The 15,653-nt window shown below is 71.5% G+C and carries 11 protein-coding genes; 5 read left to right on the top strand and 6 right to left on the bottom strand.

Going from position 1 to position 15,653, the window contains the following annotated elements:
- Positions 1 to 219: 219 nt before the first annotated feature.
- A complete protein-coding gene (locus tag FV226_RS23640; protein ID WP_147764835.1) occupies positions 220 to 936 on the bottom strand; it encodes a PhoH family protein in 717 nt (238 codons plus the stop codon).
- A 411-nt stretch (positions 937 to 1,347) separates the two neighbouring features.
- Positions 1,348 to 3,747 (bottom strand): UvrD-helicase domain-containing protein, encoded by a 2,400-nt coding sequence (locus tag FV226_RS23635; RefSeq protein WP_147764834.1) that lies wholly within the window; start codon positions 3,745 to 3,747, stop codon positions 1,348 to 1,350.
- Between the two features lie 172 nt (positions 3,748 to 3,919).
- Here FV226_RS23635 and FV226_RS23630 point away from each other — a divergent pair, with 172 nt between their 5' ends.
- Positions 3,920 to 4,156, top strand: a complete 237-nt coding sequence (locus FV226_RS23630; RefSeq protein ID WP_147751559.1) for a hypothetical protein — start codon at positions 3,920 to 3,922, stop codon at positions 4,154 to 4,156.
- Positions 4,157 to 4,355: 199 nt separating this feature from the next.
- Positions 4,356 to 7,898, top strand: coding sequence for an AsmA family protein (locus FV226_RS23625; RefSeq protein ID WP_147764833.1), 3,543 nt, complete (start codon positions 4,356 to 4,358; stop codon positions 7,896 to 7,898).
- A gap of 444 nt (positions 7,899 to 8,342) precedes the next feature.
- Here the strand turns inward: FV226_RS23625 and FV226_RS23615 are convergent, their stop codons facing one another.
- Positions 8,343 to 10,460, bottom strand: coding sequence for a S9 family peptidase (locus FV226_RS23615; RefSeq protein ID WP_147764831.1), 2,118 nt, complete (start codon positions 10,458 to 10,460; stop codon positions 8,343 to 8,345).
- 447 nt (positions 10,461 to 10,907) lie between these two features.
- Here FV226_RS23615 and FV226_RS23610 point away from each other — a divergent pair, with 447 nt between their 5' ends.
- From FV226_RS23610 to FV226_RS23600, 3 genes are all read left to right on the top strand, one after another.
- Positions 10,908 to 11,342: a MucR family transcriptional regulator gene (locus FV226_RS23610; protein ID WP_147764830.1), complete on the top strand. Its 435-nt coding sequence runs from the start codon at positions 10,908 to 10,910 to the stop codon at positions 11,340 to 11,342.
- A gap of 223 nt (positions 11,343 to 11,565) precedes the next feature.
- Positions 11,566 to 11,772 (top strand): hypothetical protein, encoded by a 207-nt coding sequence (locus FV226_RS23605; protein ID WP_147764837.1) that lies wholly within the window; start codon positions 11,566 to 11,568, stop codon positions 11,770 to 11,772.
- 111 nt (positions 11,773 to 11,883) lie between these two features.
- Entirely contained in the window at positions 11,884 to 12,753 is an 870-nt protein-coding gene (locus FV226_RS23600; protein ID WP_246691716.1) for a DUF6456 domain-containing protein, read from the top strand.
- A gap of 13 nt (positions 12,754 to 12,766) precedes the next feature.
- On the opposite strand, the gene FV226_RS23595 is transcribed toward FV226_RS23600, so the two are convergent.
- The 3 genes from FV226_RS23595 to FV226_RS23585 all read right to left on the bottom strand — a co-directional run bounded on the left by FV226_RS23595 (position 12,767) and on the right by FV226_RS23585 (position 15,542).
- Positions 12,767 to 13,189, bottom strand: coding sequence for a SufE family protein (locus FV226_RS23595; RefSeq protein WP_147764829.1), 423 nt, complete (start codon positions 13,187 to 13,189; stop codon positions 12,767 to 12,769).
- Positions 13,190 to 13,272: 83 nt separating this feature from the next.
- Positions 13,273 to 14,331, bottom strand: coding sequence for a PAS domain S-box protein (locus FV226_RS23590; protein WP_147764828.1), 1,059 nt, complete (start codon positions 14,329 to 14,331; stop codon positions 13,273 to 13,275).
- Between the two features lie 158 nt (positions 14,332 to 14,489).
- Positions 14,490 to 15,542, bottom strand: a complete 1,053-nt coding sequence (locus tag FV226_RS23585; RefSeq protein ID WP_147754685.1) for an aliphatic amidase — start codon at positions 15,540 to 15,542, stop codon at positions 14,490 to 14,492.
- Between the last annotated feature and the right edge of the window lie 111 nt (positions 15,543 to 15,653).

Here is a 15,653-nt window from a genome sequence, read left to right as displayed (position 1 = left end):
GCGCCGGGGGCGGCAGAGGCGGGGGCGGTGATCGCGGCGGCGCCGAGCGAGGCGAGCACGGCAACGGCGAAGGTCAGTTTCCTCACGGAGATAATCCTGTTTCTTGTCGTCGGGCCGCGGCACCCATTCCATCCTCCGGGTCCGAAGGAAGGGAGAAGGAAGTCGCGCCGGAGAAGCGCGGCGGGGCTCCGCTTCGACCCGCCGCTGGTAACGTACAACTCAGAGATTCGTTTCCTCGAACGCCTTCACCCATTCGGCGCAGATCCCGGAGCGGACGATGTCGTCGCGGGTGAACTCCACGACGGGGATCGGCATCGTCCGGCTCTTGATCAGGTGGATGACGGTGCGCAGGCCCGAAGTCTCGCGCAGGTCGGTCTGCGAGACGTCGCCGTTGATGATCACCTGGCACGCGTCGCCGATGCGGGTGAGGAACATCTTGATCTCGGCGGTGGTCGTGTTCTGCGCCTCGTCGAGGATCACGAGGCAGTCCTTGAAGGTGCGCCCGCGCATCACCTCGAAGGGCACGATCTCGATGTCGCCGGCCTTCAGCGCGATCTCGAAGGCGGCGGCGCCCATCCGCTCCTTCATCGCCTCGGTGAGCGGCGCGACCCAGGGTGCGATCTTCTCCTCGAGGGTGCCGGGGAAGAAGCCGAGCGAGCGGCCGCCGGGGACGTTGGGGCGGGTGATGATCACCTTGGCGATGCGGCGCTGGCGCAGCAGGTCGGCGGCGCGGGTGCCGGCGATGTAGGTCTTCCCGGTGCCGGCCGGGCCGAGCACGATCACCTGCGGGTGGAGGGCCAGCGCGTCGAGGTACTCGGCCTGCCGGTCGGTCAGCGGTTGGATCGGGCCTAGGTTTCGTTCCTCGTCGAAGCGGGTCCTGTGCAGCCGGACCGTGCGGTCTTCAACCAGCTCGAGTCGTGCGCGCCGTCTTTTCATCGATCAACACTCCGCGTGGGACTTGCTAACCAAAAGGACTTGCTAACCAAAAGGACTTGCTAAGCTAGGAACTTGCTAACCTCGGGACCGCTCTTCGCTCTACCTTCGTGACGGGGCTTACTATGCCTCTCTCAAAGCAATCTGGCTGCCTCGAGCCGGTTCCGGCCCACGACACGAAGCTTGTGGACAAGGCGAGCCGCGAATGCGGCCGGCCTCGTCGTTGCAGGAGCATGCAACGCGCGCACCATAGAATCGCCGCCTGCGACGACCGCATGACGGTGGTGGACGGGTGTTGCCGAAATGGTTCGGAGACGGGCGTGTCGTACGCCGGGAAGGTCGGGCGATGGGGCCGTGTCCGGTCCGCCCAAGGTCGTGTCCTACGCCTCTACCCGACGCCGTCCCGCGGCGGCGTCAGGCCGGCTGCAGGAAGCTGTCGAGCACCATCTTGCGACCGGCCTTGTCGAAGTCAACGGTGAGCTTGTTGCCGTCGACCGCGGCCACGTCGCCGGGACCGAACTTGGTGTGCAGAACCCGCATCCCGGTCTCGAAGGCCGAGGGCGCGCCGGTGGACTTGGCGATCAGCTCGCCTTCGATCTGGCGCGGCCCGCCGCGCCCGCCGCCGGGCGAGGCGCCGAAGCCGCGGGCGGTGGTGTGCGCCGCGCCCTTGCCGAAGTTGCCGGATCCGCCGTTCCCTTGCCCGGTGTTGGCCTGCGCCCGCTGCCAGCCCGGCGTGCCGTAGCTGGAGCCGAAGGGCTGCGGGTTGCGGTCGAACCGCGAGGCGCCCGCCGAGAAGTGGGCCGGCGCCTCGATCACGTCGACGGCGGTCTCGGGCAATTCGTCGATGAAGCGCGAGGGGATTGTGGAGGACCATAGGCCGTGGATGCGGCGGTTGACGGCGAACGACAGCTTTGCCCGCTTGCGGGCGCGCGTGAGCCCGACATGGGCGAGGCGCCGCTCCTCCTCCAGGCCGGCGCGGCCGCTCTCGTCGAGCGCGCGCTGGTTCGGGAACAGGCCGTCCTCCCAGCCGGGCAGGAACACCGTGTCGAACTCCAGGCCCTTGGCCGCGTGCAGGGTCATCAGCGAGACGCGGTCGGCGCCCTCGGCCTCAGAGGCTTCCATCACCAGCGAGACGTGCTCGAGGAAGGCGCCCATGTCGGGGAATTCCTCCATCGAGCGGACGAACTCCTTGAGGTTCTCCAGACGCCCGGCGGCGTCGGCCGACTTCTCCTTCTGCCACATCTCGGTGTAGCCGGATTCCTCGAGGATGGTCTGCGCCACCTCGGAATGCGGGTTGCTCTCGACGAGCCGCGCCCAGCGCGAAAAGCTCTCGGTGAGCGCGCGCAGCGTCGAGCGGACGCGCGGCTTGAGCTCGTCGGTCTCGCAGAGCTTTCGCGCGGCGTGCAGGAGCGGCACCTGCTCGGCGCGGGCATAGAGGTGGAGCTGCTGCAGCGTCGCGTCGCCCAAGCCGCGCTTGGGGGTGTTCACGATCCGCTCGAAGGCGAGGTCGTCGGACGGGTTCTTGGTCGCGCGGAGGTACGCCAGCGCGTCGCGGATCTCGGCGCGCTCGTAGAAGCGCGGGCCGCCGATCACCCGGTAGGGCAGGCCGAGCTGGACGAAGCGGTCCTCGATCTCGCGCATCTGCGCCGAGATCCGCACCAGCACCGCGATTTCGGAAAGCGGGTGCTGCTTGGCCTGGAGCGACTCGATCGATTCCGCCAGAAGCCGCGCCTCCTCCTCGGAATCCCAGGCGCCCGACACGGTGACGGGCTCGCCGAGCTCGTCCTCGGTCCGCAGCGTCTTGCCGAGCCGGCCCTGGTTCTTGGCGATCAGGCCCGAGGCGGCGGCCAGGATGTGGCCGGTGGAGCGGTAGTTGCGCTCCAGCCGCACCACCACGGCGCCGGGAAAATCGTGCTCGAAGCGCAGGATGTTGTCGACTTCGGCCCCGCGCCAGCCGTAGATCGACTGGTCGTCGTCGCCGACGCAGGCGATGTTCTTCCGGGTCTGCCCGAGCAGGCGGAGCCAGAGGTACTGGGCGACGTTCGTGTCCTGGTACTCGTCGACCAGGATGTAGCGGAACTTGTCCTGATAGATGGTCAGGACTTCGGGGTTCTCGCGCCACAGCTTGAGGCACAGCAGCAGCAGGTCGCCGAAGTCGACCGCGTTCAGGGTCACGAGCCGCGCCTGGTAGGCGGTGTAGAGGTCGCCGCCCTTGCCGAAGGCGAAGGCTTGCGCCTCGCCGGCGGGGATCTGGTCCGGGCCGAGGCCGCGGTTCTTCCAGCCGTCGATGACGTGACCGAGCGCGCGCGCCGGCCAGCGCTTCTCGTCGATGTTCTGGTCCTTGAGCACCTGCTTCATCAGGCGGAGCTGGTCGTCGGTGCCGAGGATCGTGAAGTCGGACTTCAGGCCCACCAGCTCGGCGTGGCGGCGCAGGATCTTGGTGCCGATGGCGTGGAAGGTGCCGAGCCAGGGCATGCCCTCGCCGGCCGGCCCGACCAGCGTGCCGATCCGGTGCTTCATCTCCCGCGCGGCCTTGTTGGTGAAGGTCACCGACAGGATGTCGAACGGCCGCGCCCGGCCGGTGCTGATCAGGTGGGCGATGCGCGTGGTCAGCACCCGGGTCTTGCCGGTGCCGGCGCCGGCCAGCACCAGGACGGGGCCTTCCGTCGCCTCGACGGCGCGGCGCTGCTCCTCGTTCAGGCCGTCCAGGTAGGACGCGGCGGTCGGGCGCAAGCCCCCCATGGCGCGGGCGGCGATGGAGCTGGGGCCACGCCCCGCGTCGGAAGGCGGCGTCGCATGCGAGGAATTCGGCATCGGCAATCCCTGGACCAAAACGCGAACGGCGTCGAGGCCCGGACGCGATGTCGCCGCCCCGCACGGTCGCAGGCGGGGAGTCGCAGGCGGGGAACCCAGGGCCGTCCGGCCGCTTGGTCAGATCATCGCAAGACCCACATCATAAAGACCACACGAGATTCAGGAGCGCCCGATGCGCATCGTGCCGATCGCCGTCCTCGCCGTCCTCGCCGCCACCCCCGCCCTCGCGCAGGTCCGGCAGGGCAACCCCGACGCCGCCAACGAGTCCTTCGCCCGCCAGAGCGAGTCCCGGGCGCTGCAGCAGAACATCACCTCGCAGAACAACACCACGCGCATGGAGATCCAGCGCAGCCAGCAGATGCAGGCGCCTCAACCCACCCCGGGCGTGGTCGTCGCCCCCCGGCGATAAACGGACCGTCGCTTCCCTCCCCCCACTGCGGGGGAGGGAAGGGGGGCCCGCTCGAGCGATCCGGTAAATATCCGGCGGCCTGCGCCTGAAACGACCCTGCCCGCCCCCGACAAAAGCCCGCTGGCGCTGGTTGCCGCAGGGCGTGCTATGCCCGCCGTGAACCCGCCGGGTGGCGCGGGATGCATGCGGAACGATCACGGTGCGTGACCTTCTGACCGCGCTCGCGGGCGCCGTCATCCTAATCCTGGTCGCGGCGCTCGCCGTGCCCCCCTTCATCGACTGGCCGGCCCATCGCGCCTTCGTCGACGCGACCGTGAGCCGCTCGCTCGGGCTGACGGTCCGCACCGAGGGCCGCATCGACGTGCGGCTGCTGCCCTCGCCGCGCCTGCGCCTCGACCGCCTGCACCTCGGCGACGATGCGGGAAAGCCCGCCCTCGACCTGCGTTTCGTCAAGGCCGAGCTCGGCCTGACCCCGCTGCTGTCGGGCGCGGTCCGGTTCACGGAGACGCGGATCGGCCGCGCCGAGATCAAGCTGCCGGTGACCGAAGGCGACGCCCTCGTGGTGCCTGCCGGTCTCGGCGAGACCCTGCGCGGGCGCGACCTCGCGGTCGAAGACCTTCACGTCCAGCAGCTGTTGCTGACCACGTTCGTGCCGTCGACCGGGCGCACCGACCAGTTCTACGCGGAGGCCGTGCAGGTCCAGGCGCCGGCGCTCGTCGGCCCGTGGCGGGTCTCGGGCAGCAGCGGCGGCCTGCCGTTCACCCTCGTCAGCGGCGAGCCGGGGGCGGACGGCGCGGTCGCGCTGAAGCTTTCGGGCGGCGGCGACACCCATCCGCGCTTCGAGGCGGATGCCCGCGTCGCCTTCGTGCCGGCGGACCCGCGCGGCACCCGCGGCTCCGAGCCGCGCGCCCTCGTCGCCGAGGCCGAGGGCAGAGCCCGCCTCGTGGTCGGCCCGCCGGCCCAGGCCGCGGGCGCCTACCTGCCGTTCACCCTCGGTGGCAAGTTCAAGGCGAGCGGCGCGCTGGTCCGGTTCGAGGGCGTCAACGCCGAGATCGATCCGGGCGGTCAGGTCCTGCGCCTGTCCGGCGGCGGCCAGATCGACCTGCGGCGCTGGCGCGCGGGGCTGACCCTCGGTGCGCGCCGCCTCGACCTCGACGCCTTCCTGCTCTCGCCGGGCGGGCAGGCCTTCCTCGCGCGCGGCCTGCCCAAGCTGGGTAGCAAGGCGGGCAAGGCGACGTCCGGCCTGCCGGTGATGCTCGACCTCGACCTGTCGGTCGAGACGGCCGTGCTCGGCTTCGAGGAATGGAGCGACCTCAAGGCGGCCGGCACCATCGAGCGCGCCGGCGGCCTGCTGCTGCGGCGCTTCTCGGCCGTGGCGCCGGGCGCGGCGACCGTGACGGCGAGCGGCGAAATCGACACCGATCCGAGCCCGCGCTTCACCGGCCCGGTGACGCTCGCCGCACCCGCCTCCGACGGGCTCGGGCGGTATCTGCGCCGGCTCGGCCTCGACGGGCCGCCGACGGCGCTCCTCGACGGGCGGCCCATCGAGGTCTCGGCCGAGGTCTCCGCGGCCGGCGGCGCGTACTCCCTGCGCAACCTCCGGCTCGGGCTCGGCACGGCGCAGGTCACCGGCAACGCCCGCTACGCCGCGGCCGAGGGCCGGACCCGCGGCCGCGTCGATGCGCAGATCCGCGCCCGCGGCCTCGACGTCGCCAACCTGCCGCCGCTCGGGAACGCGCTCGCGGGCCTGCACGACCACGACCTCGGCCTCACCATCGAGGCGCGCGACCTGCGCTACGGCGCGACCGGCAGCGGGAACGGCACGCTCTCGGCCAGCATCCAGTCGGACGGGGCGGCGCTGGTCGTCGACAGCCTCGACGTGACCGATTTGGCCGGGGCCAACGCGAAGCTCTCCGGGCGGATCGGCGCCGACGGCGCGGGGCGCGTCGCCGGCCGGCTCTCCGCCCCGGTGGCGGCCCCCCTCGTCGCCCTGATCGAGCGGGTCTGGACCGCCGAGACCCGGCTGATCCCCGCCTTCCTGCGGGCCGGCGCCCTCGACCTCGCGGTCACGCTGGCGCGCGACGCGGGCGATGCCGACGCGCTGCGGCTCGCCGCAGAGGGCAAGGCCGCGGGCGGCAGCCTCGACCTGTCTCTGGTCAGCCGCGCCGGCGCGGTCGAGGGGGCGAAGGTCCACCTCGCGACGCCGCGGGCCGGCACCTGGTTCGGCCGCGCCGACATCGCCGGCCTGCAGCAGCCGGCCGACCTGTCCCTCGTCGCCGCCCGCGCGGCGGAGGGCGGCCTGTCGCTGCAGGCGTCGGGCACGATCGCCGGGGCGAGCCTGTCGACCGCGACGCCGCTGCGGCTTCCCGCCGACGGGGGCCCGCCCGCCGCCGGCGCCCTGCGGCTCCAGACCGCCGACCTCGGCCCGGTCCTGACGCTTGCGGGCGCCGCCGCCCTCGCGCCGGGCCCGTGGCCGGCGGACCTCTCCGTCGCCCTGACCCGCCAGGGCGACGACGCGCGCGCCGTGCTCTCCGGGCGGATCGCCGGGGCGGCCCTCGACGCGAACCTCGTGCGGATCCCGGACGGGGCCCTGTCGGGGACCGCGCGCCTCGACCGCCTGTCCCTGCCGCAGCTCGCCGCCGCCCTGGTGATGCCGCCGGGCGCCGCCGGGCGGTTCGGCGCCCCGCCGGCGCCGGGGCCGGCGGTCGCCCTCGACCTGCGGGTCGAACGGCTCGACCTCGGGCGCGGCCTCGTCGCCACGGGCGCCGCCGCGGCGCTCGGGCTCGAGGATGGCACGCTGAGCGTGCGCGACCTCTCGGCTAAGCTCGCCGAGGGCCGGATCGCCGGTTCGGCGAGCCTGTCGCGGCGCGGCGGCCTCGCAGCGATCGCGGGCGAGGGCACCGTCGCCGACGTGGCGATCCCGGCGCTGGCCGACGGCGGGCCGCTCGGCGGCCGGCTCTCCGCCGCCCTGCGCTTCGGCACCTCCGGCGAGGATGTCGCGGCCCTGGCGGCAAACCTTTCGGGCACGGGCAGCGTCACGCTGGCCGCCCTCAACCTGCCCGAGACCGATCCCGCCGCGATCGGCCGGGCGCTCGCCCGCGCGCTCCAGATCGAGGACCCGTTGCGCGACGGCCGGCTCCAAGCCCTCGTCGCGGAGGAGCTGTCGAAGGCCGCCGCCGGCACGACGCAGCCGGCGTCCGCGCCGGCGACCGTCATCGGCGGGACCCTGCGGGCCGGCCCGCTCGACCTCGATCTCGGCGCGGCGCGCTGGAGCGGGACGCTGGGCTACGATTTCCGGACGAGCCGGCTCGACGCCCGCGGCACGCTTTCGGGCGGCACGGCGCCGAAGGGCTGGGGCGGCGGCCCGCCCGCGATCCAGCTCGGGCTCGCCGGCCCGCTCGCCGCGCCCGAGCGCAGCCTGGACGTCGGACCGCTCACCACGGGCCTCGCCGCCCTGGTGCTGCAGCGCGAGCTGGAAACGATCGAGCTGATCGAGGCCGACCAGACCGAGCGTCAGCGCCGCCGCGCCCGGATCGAGATGGACAAGGCGCGCGCCGCCGCCCTCAAGGCCGCGGCGGACAAGGCGGCTGCGGCGGACAAGGCCGCGGCGGAGGAGGCGGCGCGCCAAGCCCGGCTCAAGGCCCAGGCCGCCGAGGAGGCCGCCCGCCGCGCCCGCACCGAGACGCCCGACCCGCCGCCGGAACGCCCCCTCGACATCGGCCCGCCGCCCGCGCAGCCGTGAGGGCTATCTACGTCTCAAGGAGACGCAATAGGCTTCGCACGTCTCTGCTTCTGGCGCCTTGATGTGCGCGCATCCCCTCGCTCCGCACGGATCTCGGGCTTGCCCGAGATCCGAACCTGCCTGCCGAAGTCGGGCAGGCCCGACTTCGGTGGGGGAGAGGGCTTTGCCGACCTCGTCGTCGGCAAAGCGGGGCGGCAGCCGACGGTGAGGGGGCGCGAACGGAGGAGCCTCCTCTGGAAGCTCCCCCTCACCGTCGCTTCGGCTGCGCCCTCGCTTCCCGGCTGCACCACGGGGTGCAGCCGGGCCTCTCCCCGCCTGCGGGGAGAGGGGGGAGCCGCGCGTCATACGAGGCTATGCGGAATCGGTGAATCGGGAACCTGGGAAGGAGGGACGTCTCCCGCTCAGGACAACGGATCCCTCGCCGAGCCGAACGCCGCCTCTCCCTCACGCCTCGCCCACCGCCGCCAACGCGAAGCCGTAGATCAGCGCCACCTCTTCGAGCCGGTCGAAGCGGCCGGCGGCGCCGCCGTGGCCGGCTTCCATGTTGGTGCGCAGCAGGACCGGGCCGCCGCCGGTCATGGTCGCGCGCAGGCGCGCCACCCATTTGGCCGGCTCCCAATAGGTCACCCGCGGGTCGGTGAGGCCGCCGAGCGCCAGGATCGCCGGGTAGGCCTTGGCCGCGACGTTGTCGTAGGGCGAGTACGACAGGATGGTCCGGAACGCCGCCTCGCTCTCGGCCGGGTTTCCCCATTCCGGCCATTCCGGCGGTGTCAGCGGCAGCTCGGCGTCGAGCATGGTGTTGAGCACGTCGACGAAGGGCACGTCGGCGACGATGCCGGCGAACAGCTCCGGGGCGAGGTTGGCCACCGCCCCCATCAGCATGCCGCCGGCGCTGCCGCCATGCGCCACGATCTTCTTTTCCGAGGTGTACCGTGCGTGGATCAAGGCACGGGCGCAGGCGACGAAGTCGGAGAAGGTGTTGGGCTTCTTCTCGCGCTTGCCGTCGAGGTACCAGCGCCAGCCCTTCTCGGTGCCGCCGCGGATGTGGGCGATGGCGTAGACGAAGCCGCGGTCGACGAGGCTCAGCAGGTTGGTGCGGAACGCCGCCGGCATCAGCGTGCCGTAGGCGCCGTAACCGTAGAGCAGAAGCGGCGCCGTCCCGTCGAGGACGAGGTCGCGCCGGTGCAGCAGCGAGATCGGCACCTGCGCCCCGTCCGGGGCGGTCGCGAACAGCCGCCGCGTGACGTAGTCCTCGGGCGCGTGCCCGCTCGGGATGGTCTGACGCTTGCGCAGGGCGCGGGAGCGGGTGGCGCAATCGTAGTCCCAGGTCTCCGTCGGCGTCGTCATCGAGGAATAGGCGAAGCGGATCGTCGCCGTCTCGAACTCGTAGCCGGGCTGGAGGCCCAGCGAGTAGGCCTCCTCCGCGAACGCCACCGCGTGCTCCTCGGCGGTCGCGAGGTCGCGCACGATGATCCGCGGCCGGGCGTTCTCGACCTCGAGGCGGACCAGGTGGCCGGCGAGCAGATGCAGGTGGCGGATCATGGTGCCGGCGCGGTGCGGCACCAGGTCGGCCCAGTGCCCCCGGCCCGGTTCGGCCACCGGGGTGGTGACGACCTTGAAGTCCTCGGCGCCGTCGGCGTTGGTGAGGATGTAGAGGTCCGCGCCGCGATGCTCGACCGAGTAGATCAGCAGCGGCTCGCGCGGCTGCACCACGCGCAGGCGCCCGTCCGGCGCGGCGCGGTCGAGGAGGTGGACCTCCGAGGTCTCGTGGTCGCTCGCGGTGATGGTGAGGTAGGCGCCCGACTGCGTCGCCCCGATGTGGACGAAGAACCCGGAATCGCGCTCGACGTAGACCGTGGCGTCGTCCGCCTGCTCGGTGCCGAGGCGGTGGTACATCACCCGCGCCGGCCGGTGGTTGGCGTCGACCGCGACGTACCAGAACCCGGCGCCGTCGGCCGACCAGACCGCCTCGCCGGAGGTCGCCTCGACGCGGTCGGCCGTGTCCGTCCCTGTCGCGAGGTCGCGCACCCGGATCGCGTGCAGCTCCGAGCCCTTGGTGTCGACGCCCCAGGCGAGGCGCGCATGGTCGTCGGAATGGGCGGCGCCTGCGATCTCGAAGAAGGCCAGGCCCTCGCCCTCCTTGTCGCCGTCGATCAGAATCTCTTCCGCCCCCGCGTCGTCGCCGGCCGCGGATGGGCGGCGGCAGACCAGGGGGTGCTGCCCGCCGTCGCGGTGGCGGGTGTAGTAGGCGAACGGCCCGTCCGGCGTCGGCACGCCGCTGTCGTCCTCGCGGATGCGCCCGCGCATCTCGGCGACCAACGTTTTGCGCAGCGGCGCCGCGCCGGCGAGCGCCGCCTCGGCGTAGGCGTTCTCGGACCTCAAGTAGTCGCCGATGTCGGCCGGCAGCGCCGACGGGTCCTTGAGGACGTCCTGCCAGTTCTCGGCCTTCAACCAGGCGTAGTCGTCCGACAGGGTGCGCCCGTGGACGACGAAGCTGTGCGGCCGGCGCTGCGCACGCGGCGCGTCGGAGGCGGGCGGGACGTGGGCCGTGTCGAACGCCATTGGAGATTTCCCGTGGAGAACCTGCGCGAACCTGGGCATGTGCCGTGCGGCCCGGCCCCGGACAAGGCCCGGCGTGCAATGGTCTCGCCCCGGCTTGGTGCCGGCCGCGTTGTCCTCCGCAGGTTCTGCAATCTGGGGTAGAGCCGAATCGGTGGGATGCTTCGCCCTTGAGTAGGCATCGCTTTAGCCGATTTCGTTAAGCTGAAATATCCTTCCGGATAGTTGACGTTGCGTATCCGAACTGTCGTCGAGCAACTTGCGGGCGATCTGCAAATATCCTAATGAGATGTCGTCGCGGGGAGGGGTCCCCGCATTTTACTCAGCACTTGCGGGCGGGCCGAACATTGCTGCGGGAATGCCCGCATCCTGGCGAGAGACGGCGGGGCCGACGGCCCGCGCCGCCCAAGACCCGTCGACAGCCTGAGCGTCCAGAGGACATGGCCGAACATGAACGACACTGAAACCACGGTCGACTACGTGGAACTCGCAGCCGACATCGTGTCGGCCTACGTCAGCAACAACCCGGTCCCCCCGGGCGAGCTGGCCCAGCTGATCACCCGTATCCACGCGTCGCTGATGCAGGTCGCCGGCGGACAGGCCGAGGCCGAGGCGCCCGCCGGCCCGCTGACCCCCGCCGTGCCGGTGAAGAAGTCCGTCACCGCCGACCACATCATCTGCCTGGAGGACGGCCGGACCTTCAAGTCGCTCAAGCGCCACCTGCGCGCCAAGTACGACATGAGCCCGGAGCAGTATCGCGCCAAGTGGGGCCTGCCGCCGGACTACCCGATGGTCGCGCCGAACTACGCCAAGGCCCGCTCCGACCTCGCCAAGGCGATCGGCCTCGGCCAGACCCGCTCGGGCAATTACGACGAAGCCGCCTGAGACCGCCATGCGGGGCGCCGGGGCACGGTTTCCCCACGTCCCGCGCGATCTCGAGCGTCTTCCGTGATCTCCGGATCACGGAAGACGCTCTCTTTCGTCGTGCGGTCGCGTTTTCTTCACGCAAGCCGACATCCACGCGCTGGACAATGCGCGCGCTGGGCACGAACCTTGCGCGTCACCGTCCTGGTTCTGCGAGCGGTTTGTCCCCATGAGCGATGCCAAGATGTCGACCGACGCCGTTCCGACCGACGACCTCGGCAAGGCTAACGACGTCCTCGCCGAATGGGCCGCCCGCTCGGCCGCCGACAGCGACGCCCTGGTCGAGCGCCTCGCCGGGATGGGCTACGACGTCCGCGGCAAGTCCGAGGACGAGATCGCCGAGGTGCTGAAGCATCCGCCGGCGAAGCCCGGCGCCGACCCTGCACCCTAGGGTGCGTGACGCTCCACAGCGTCGTGGTCGTCAAGTCTTGATCTAGGACGATTTTCAGGACTCTCCTGTTTCCTTCGTCGTGACGAAGACCGTTCGCGTTGGGAACAAAACATGAACAAACCCTCTCAGGCTCGGACCGCTCGCCTGGCTCCTCGCCCCCTTGCCCGCCCGGTCGCCCTGCCGCCCGCGGAGGCCGCGATCGGGCGTGCCGGCGAGCGGCTGCTGGCGGCCTTGGCCGCCGACGGCGCCTACGCCTTCCCGGATCCGGTCGAGGACGCGATGCTGATCGTGCGCTGCGGCGGCGGCGTCTCGCTCGGCGGCGGCCGCTTCCCGGCGGCGTCCGGCGAGCGCCTGCTCGCCGCCGACCTCGCCCTGCGCGAACCCGGCCCGCGCGGGCGGATCGTACTGTCGATCGCCGGCCGGGCGCGCCTCCGGCGTGGCGACGCGCCGGCCGGCGAAGCCTTCCGCGGGCAGCATCTCGACCTCGTAGTCGAGGGCGAGGGAACGGAGAGGCGCCTGCGCGACGCGGCGGAGAGCCCGATCGCCTGGATGGTGCGGCGGCGCGGCCGCGACGGGGCGCCGCTTCTCGACCGGGCGTCGTTCGAGGCCGGCGAGCGCCTGCGCCGCGACATCACCACGGGCATGCTGATGCCGCGGATGGGCATCGACTGGACGGCGATCCGCGTCGACGGCTCGGGGCCGCGCGACGCCGCCGGCGCCTCCGACACGATGATGGCGGCGCGCGCCCGGGTGGACCGCGCGATGGATGCGGTCGGCCACGACCTGTCGGGCCTGTTGATCGACCTGTGCGGCCACGTGAAGGGGCTGGAGCGGATCGAGGAGGAACGCCGCTGGCCGGCCCGCTCCGCCAAGGTGGTCGCCAAGATCGCCCTCGGGCGGCTGGCCGAGCATTACGGCCTGCAGCGCGAGGCCATAGGCCCGGACCATGCCCGCATGCGGCTGTGGCGCGACCGGGCGTGAGGCGGTCGCCCGCTCAGGCGGCGAGGCGGACCGCGTCGCGGTGAATGCGGTCGGCCATGGCGCGGACGCCGTTGGAACGCTGCGGGGTGAGGTGCTCGCCGAGGCCCAACTTGGTGTAGAGGGCGAAGGCGTCGGTGTCTGCCGCCTCGCGCGGGGTCTTGCCGTCGAACAGCGCGACCATCAGCGCGACGAGGCCGCGCACGATGTGGGCGTCGCTGTCGCCCCGCAGGTGAAGGCGCGGCACGTCGGCGGACGCATCGACGTTCAGGTCGATCCACACTTGGCTGGCGCAGCCCAGCACCTTGTTCGACTCCGCGTGCAGGGCGGCGTCGGCCGGCGGCAAGGTGCGCCCGAGCTCGATCAGGTAGCGGTAGCGCTCTTCCCAGTCGTCGATGAATTCGAAGTTCTCGACGATGGTCTCGATCGGAGGCAGCATGCTCGGCCGGTGTTCTGTCGGGGGCGCGGGGGTCGTCCAAGATATAGGTCGCCACCCCGGCCGAAGCGAATCTGCGGCGCCCTTCAGGCTGGGCCGTCGACCCGCGCCTCCGGCAGCTGCAGCCGCAGCGGGTCCTCGGCCGTCGCCACCCCGGTGACGGCGATCTCGGCCTGAGCCGCGTAGGCCGCGATCAACCGTGGCCCGAGCTTTGGAATGTTGGGCCGGCCGGATTCACCCTGGTCGCCGGCGCCGGAGGTGATCGAGAGGCGCACCGGCGCGCCGGGGGCGGCGTCGATGTCGATGGCGATGGCGCAGGCGACGCTCTCGGCGGTGGCGTCGAGGCACTCGGCCACGATCTCGGCGACGATCATCCCGAGCGCGTTGGCGGTGCGCGGCTCGACGAGGCTGGTGCCGGCGCCGCCGAGGTGGACGCCGATGCGCCCGGCGCGGCGGAGCTGGCCGAGGCCGGAGGCGAGCCGATGCAAGTAATCGCGCAGGTCGATCGAGGCGATGTGGGGCGCCTCGTGCAGGTGCTGCTGCACCAGCGCGATCGCCCGCACCCGCTGGCCCAGCGCCTCGAAGCTGCCGCGACAGGGCTCCGGCGCCGCGCGGCCGTAGAGGCCGATCAGGCTGACCATGACCTGCAGGTTGTTGCGGACGCGGTGGTAGACCTCGGCGAGCAGGGTCTCCTTCTCCTGCAGCGCCTCCTCGATATGTACCTCGGCATGCTTGCGGTCGGTGATGTCGAAGCAGGAGCCGAGATAGCCGCGGAACTCGCCGTCCTCGGTCAGCGGCCGGGCGGTGTCGAGCAGCCAGCGATAGGCCCCGTCGTGACGACGCAGGCGGAACTCGACGGTGAAGGGCTCGCGCGCGGTGAACGCCTCGGAGACGATGCGCGCGTGCCGCTCGAAGTCGTCCGGATGCAGGCCCGTGCGCCAGCCGACGCCGAGTTCTTCCTCCAGCGGCCGGCCGGTGAACTGGAGCCAGCACTCGTTGTGATGGATCGCGTGGCCGCGATGGTCCGAGCGCCACATCATCAGCGGGACGTCGTCGGCGAAGCGCCGGAACTCCGCACTGACACCGTGCGCGCCCGGCCTGCTGTCCTGACCGCCCGCACCGGCCGGCTTCGACTCACCGTTCATGATCTACCCGATCCGCCCCTGGTTCGACCTGATGTGCGCAAGACAAGCGCCGGTCAACGTGTCGGGCCTTGGGCCGTTCCGATCAGACGTCGTCGTGTCATGGAAGTGGCCGCGCAGACCCGATCCGGGGCCGGCGCGGCGTTGCGTCGGAGCCGATTTCAGCGCGGGTCCGGCGGCCCTTCGCCCTTGCCGACGAAGGGGATGCCGTCGATCGGGCATTCCTCGGTGCCGACGCCCTGGCGGGTGATGGCGCGCACCGCGTCGCGGGTGGCGTCGGGGTCCTCGATCCAGCGGCGGTAGAAGTCGTAGGGGCATTCCGACAGCCCGTGCCGATTCTCCTTGGAGTTGATCATCCCGGTGTAGCCGCGGTGGAGCAGCTTGAAGAGGTGGTTTTCCGACTGCCCGTGCGCGCGGAAATCGCGAATCAGGAATTTCGAAAGCGCCGCGTACTGGATGCCCATCTCCTCCTCGCCGCACTCGCCGAGCGTGCGCCCGTCGAAGCCGACGATCGCCGAGTGGCCGAAGTAGCTGTAGACTCCGTCGAAGCCGGCGGCGTTGGCCACCGCGACGTAGGTGTTGTTGGCGAAGGCCATCGCCTTCGACATCAGGATCTGCTGCTCTTTCGCCGGGTACATGTAGCCCTGGCAGCGGATGATGAGTTCCGCCCCGCGCATGGCGCAATCGCGCCAGATCTCGGGGTAGTTGCCGTCGTCGCAGATGATCAGGCTGATCATCAGGCCCTTCGGCCCCTCCGAGACGTAGGTGCGGTCGCCCGGATACCAGCCCTCGATCGGCGTCCAGGGCATGATCTTGCGGTACTTCTGCACGATCTCGCCCTGGTCGTTCATCAGGATCAGGGTGTTGTAGGGCGCCTTGTTCGGATGCTCCTCGTGGCGCTCGCCGGTGAGCGAGAACACGCCCCAGACCTTGGCCCTGCGGCAGGCGTCGGCGAAGATCTCGGTCTCGGCGCCGGGCACGGTCGAGGCGGTCTCGTACATCTCCCCCGCGTCGTACATGATCCCGTGGGTCGAGTATTCGGGGAAGATCACCAGGTCGAGACCCGGCAGGCCGGCCTTCATGCCGACGATCATGTCGCCGATCTTCTTGGCGTTCTCCAGCACCTCTGCCTTCGTGTGGAGGCGCGGCATCTTGTAGTTCACCACCGCGACGCCGACGCTGTCGGCGCTGGACGAGATGTCTCCGTGCATCATGGCGTGGGTTCCTCCTGGCTCGGGTTTCTTCGCTCCCCCCTAAGGATCTCGGGCTTGCCCGAGATCCGCGCCTTGTGTGCCCAAGTCGGGCAAGCCCGACTTGGGTGAGGG

This window comes from Methylobacterium sp. WL12, assembly GCF_008039475.1.
Classification (GTDB): domain Bacteria; phylum Pseudomonadota; class Alphaproteobacteria; order Rhizobiales; family Beijerinckiaceae; genus Methylobacterium; species Methylobacterium cerastii.
This window is presented reverse-complemented; position numbering and strand designations above follow the sequence as displayed.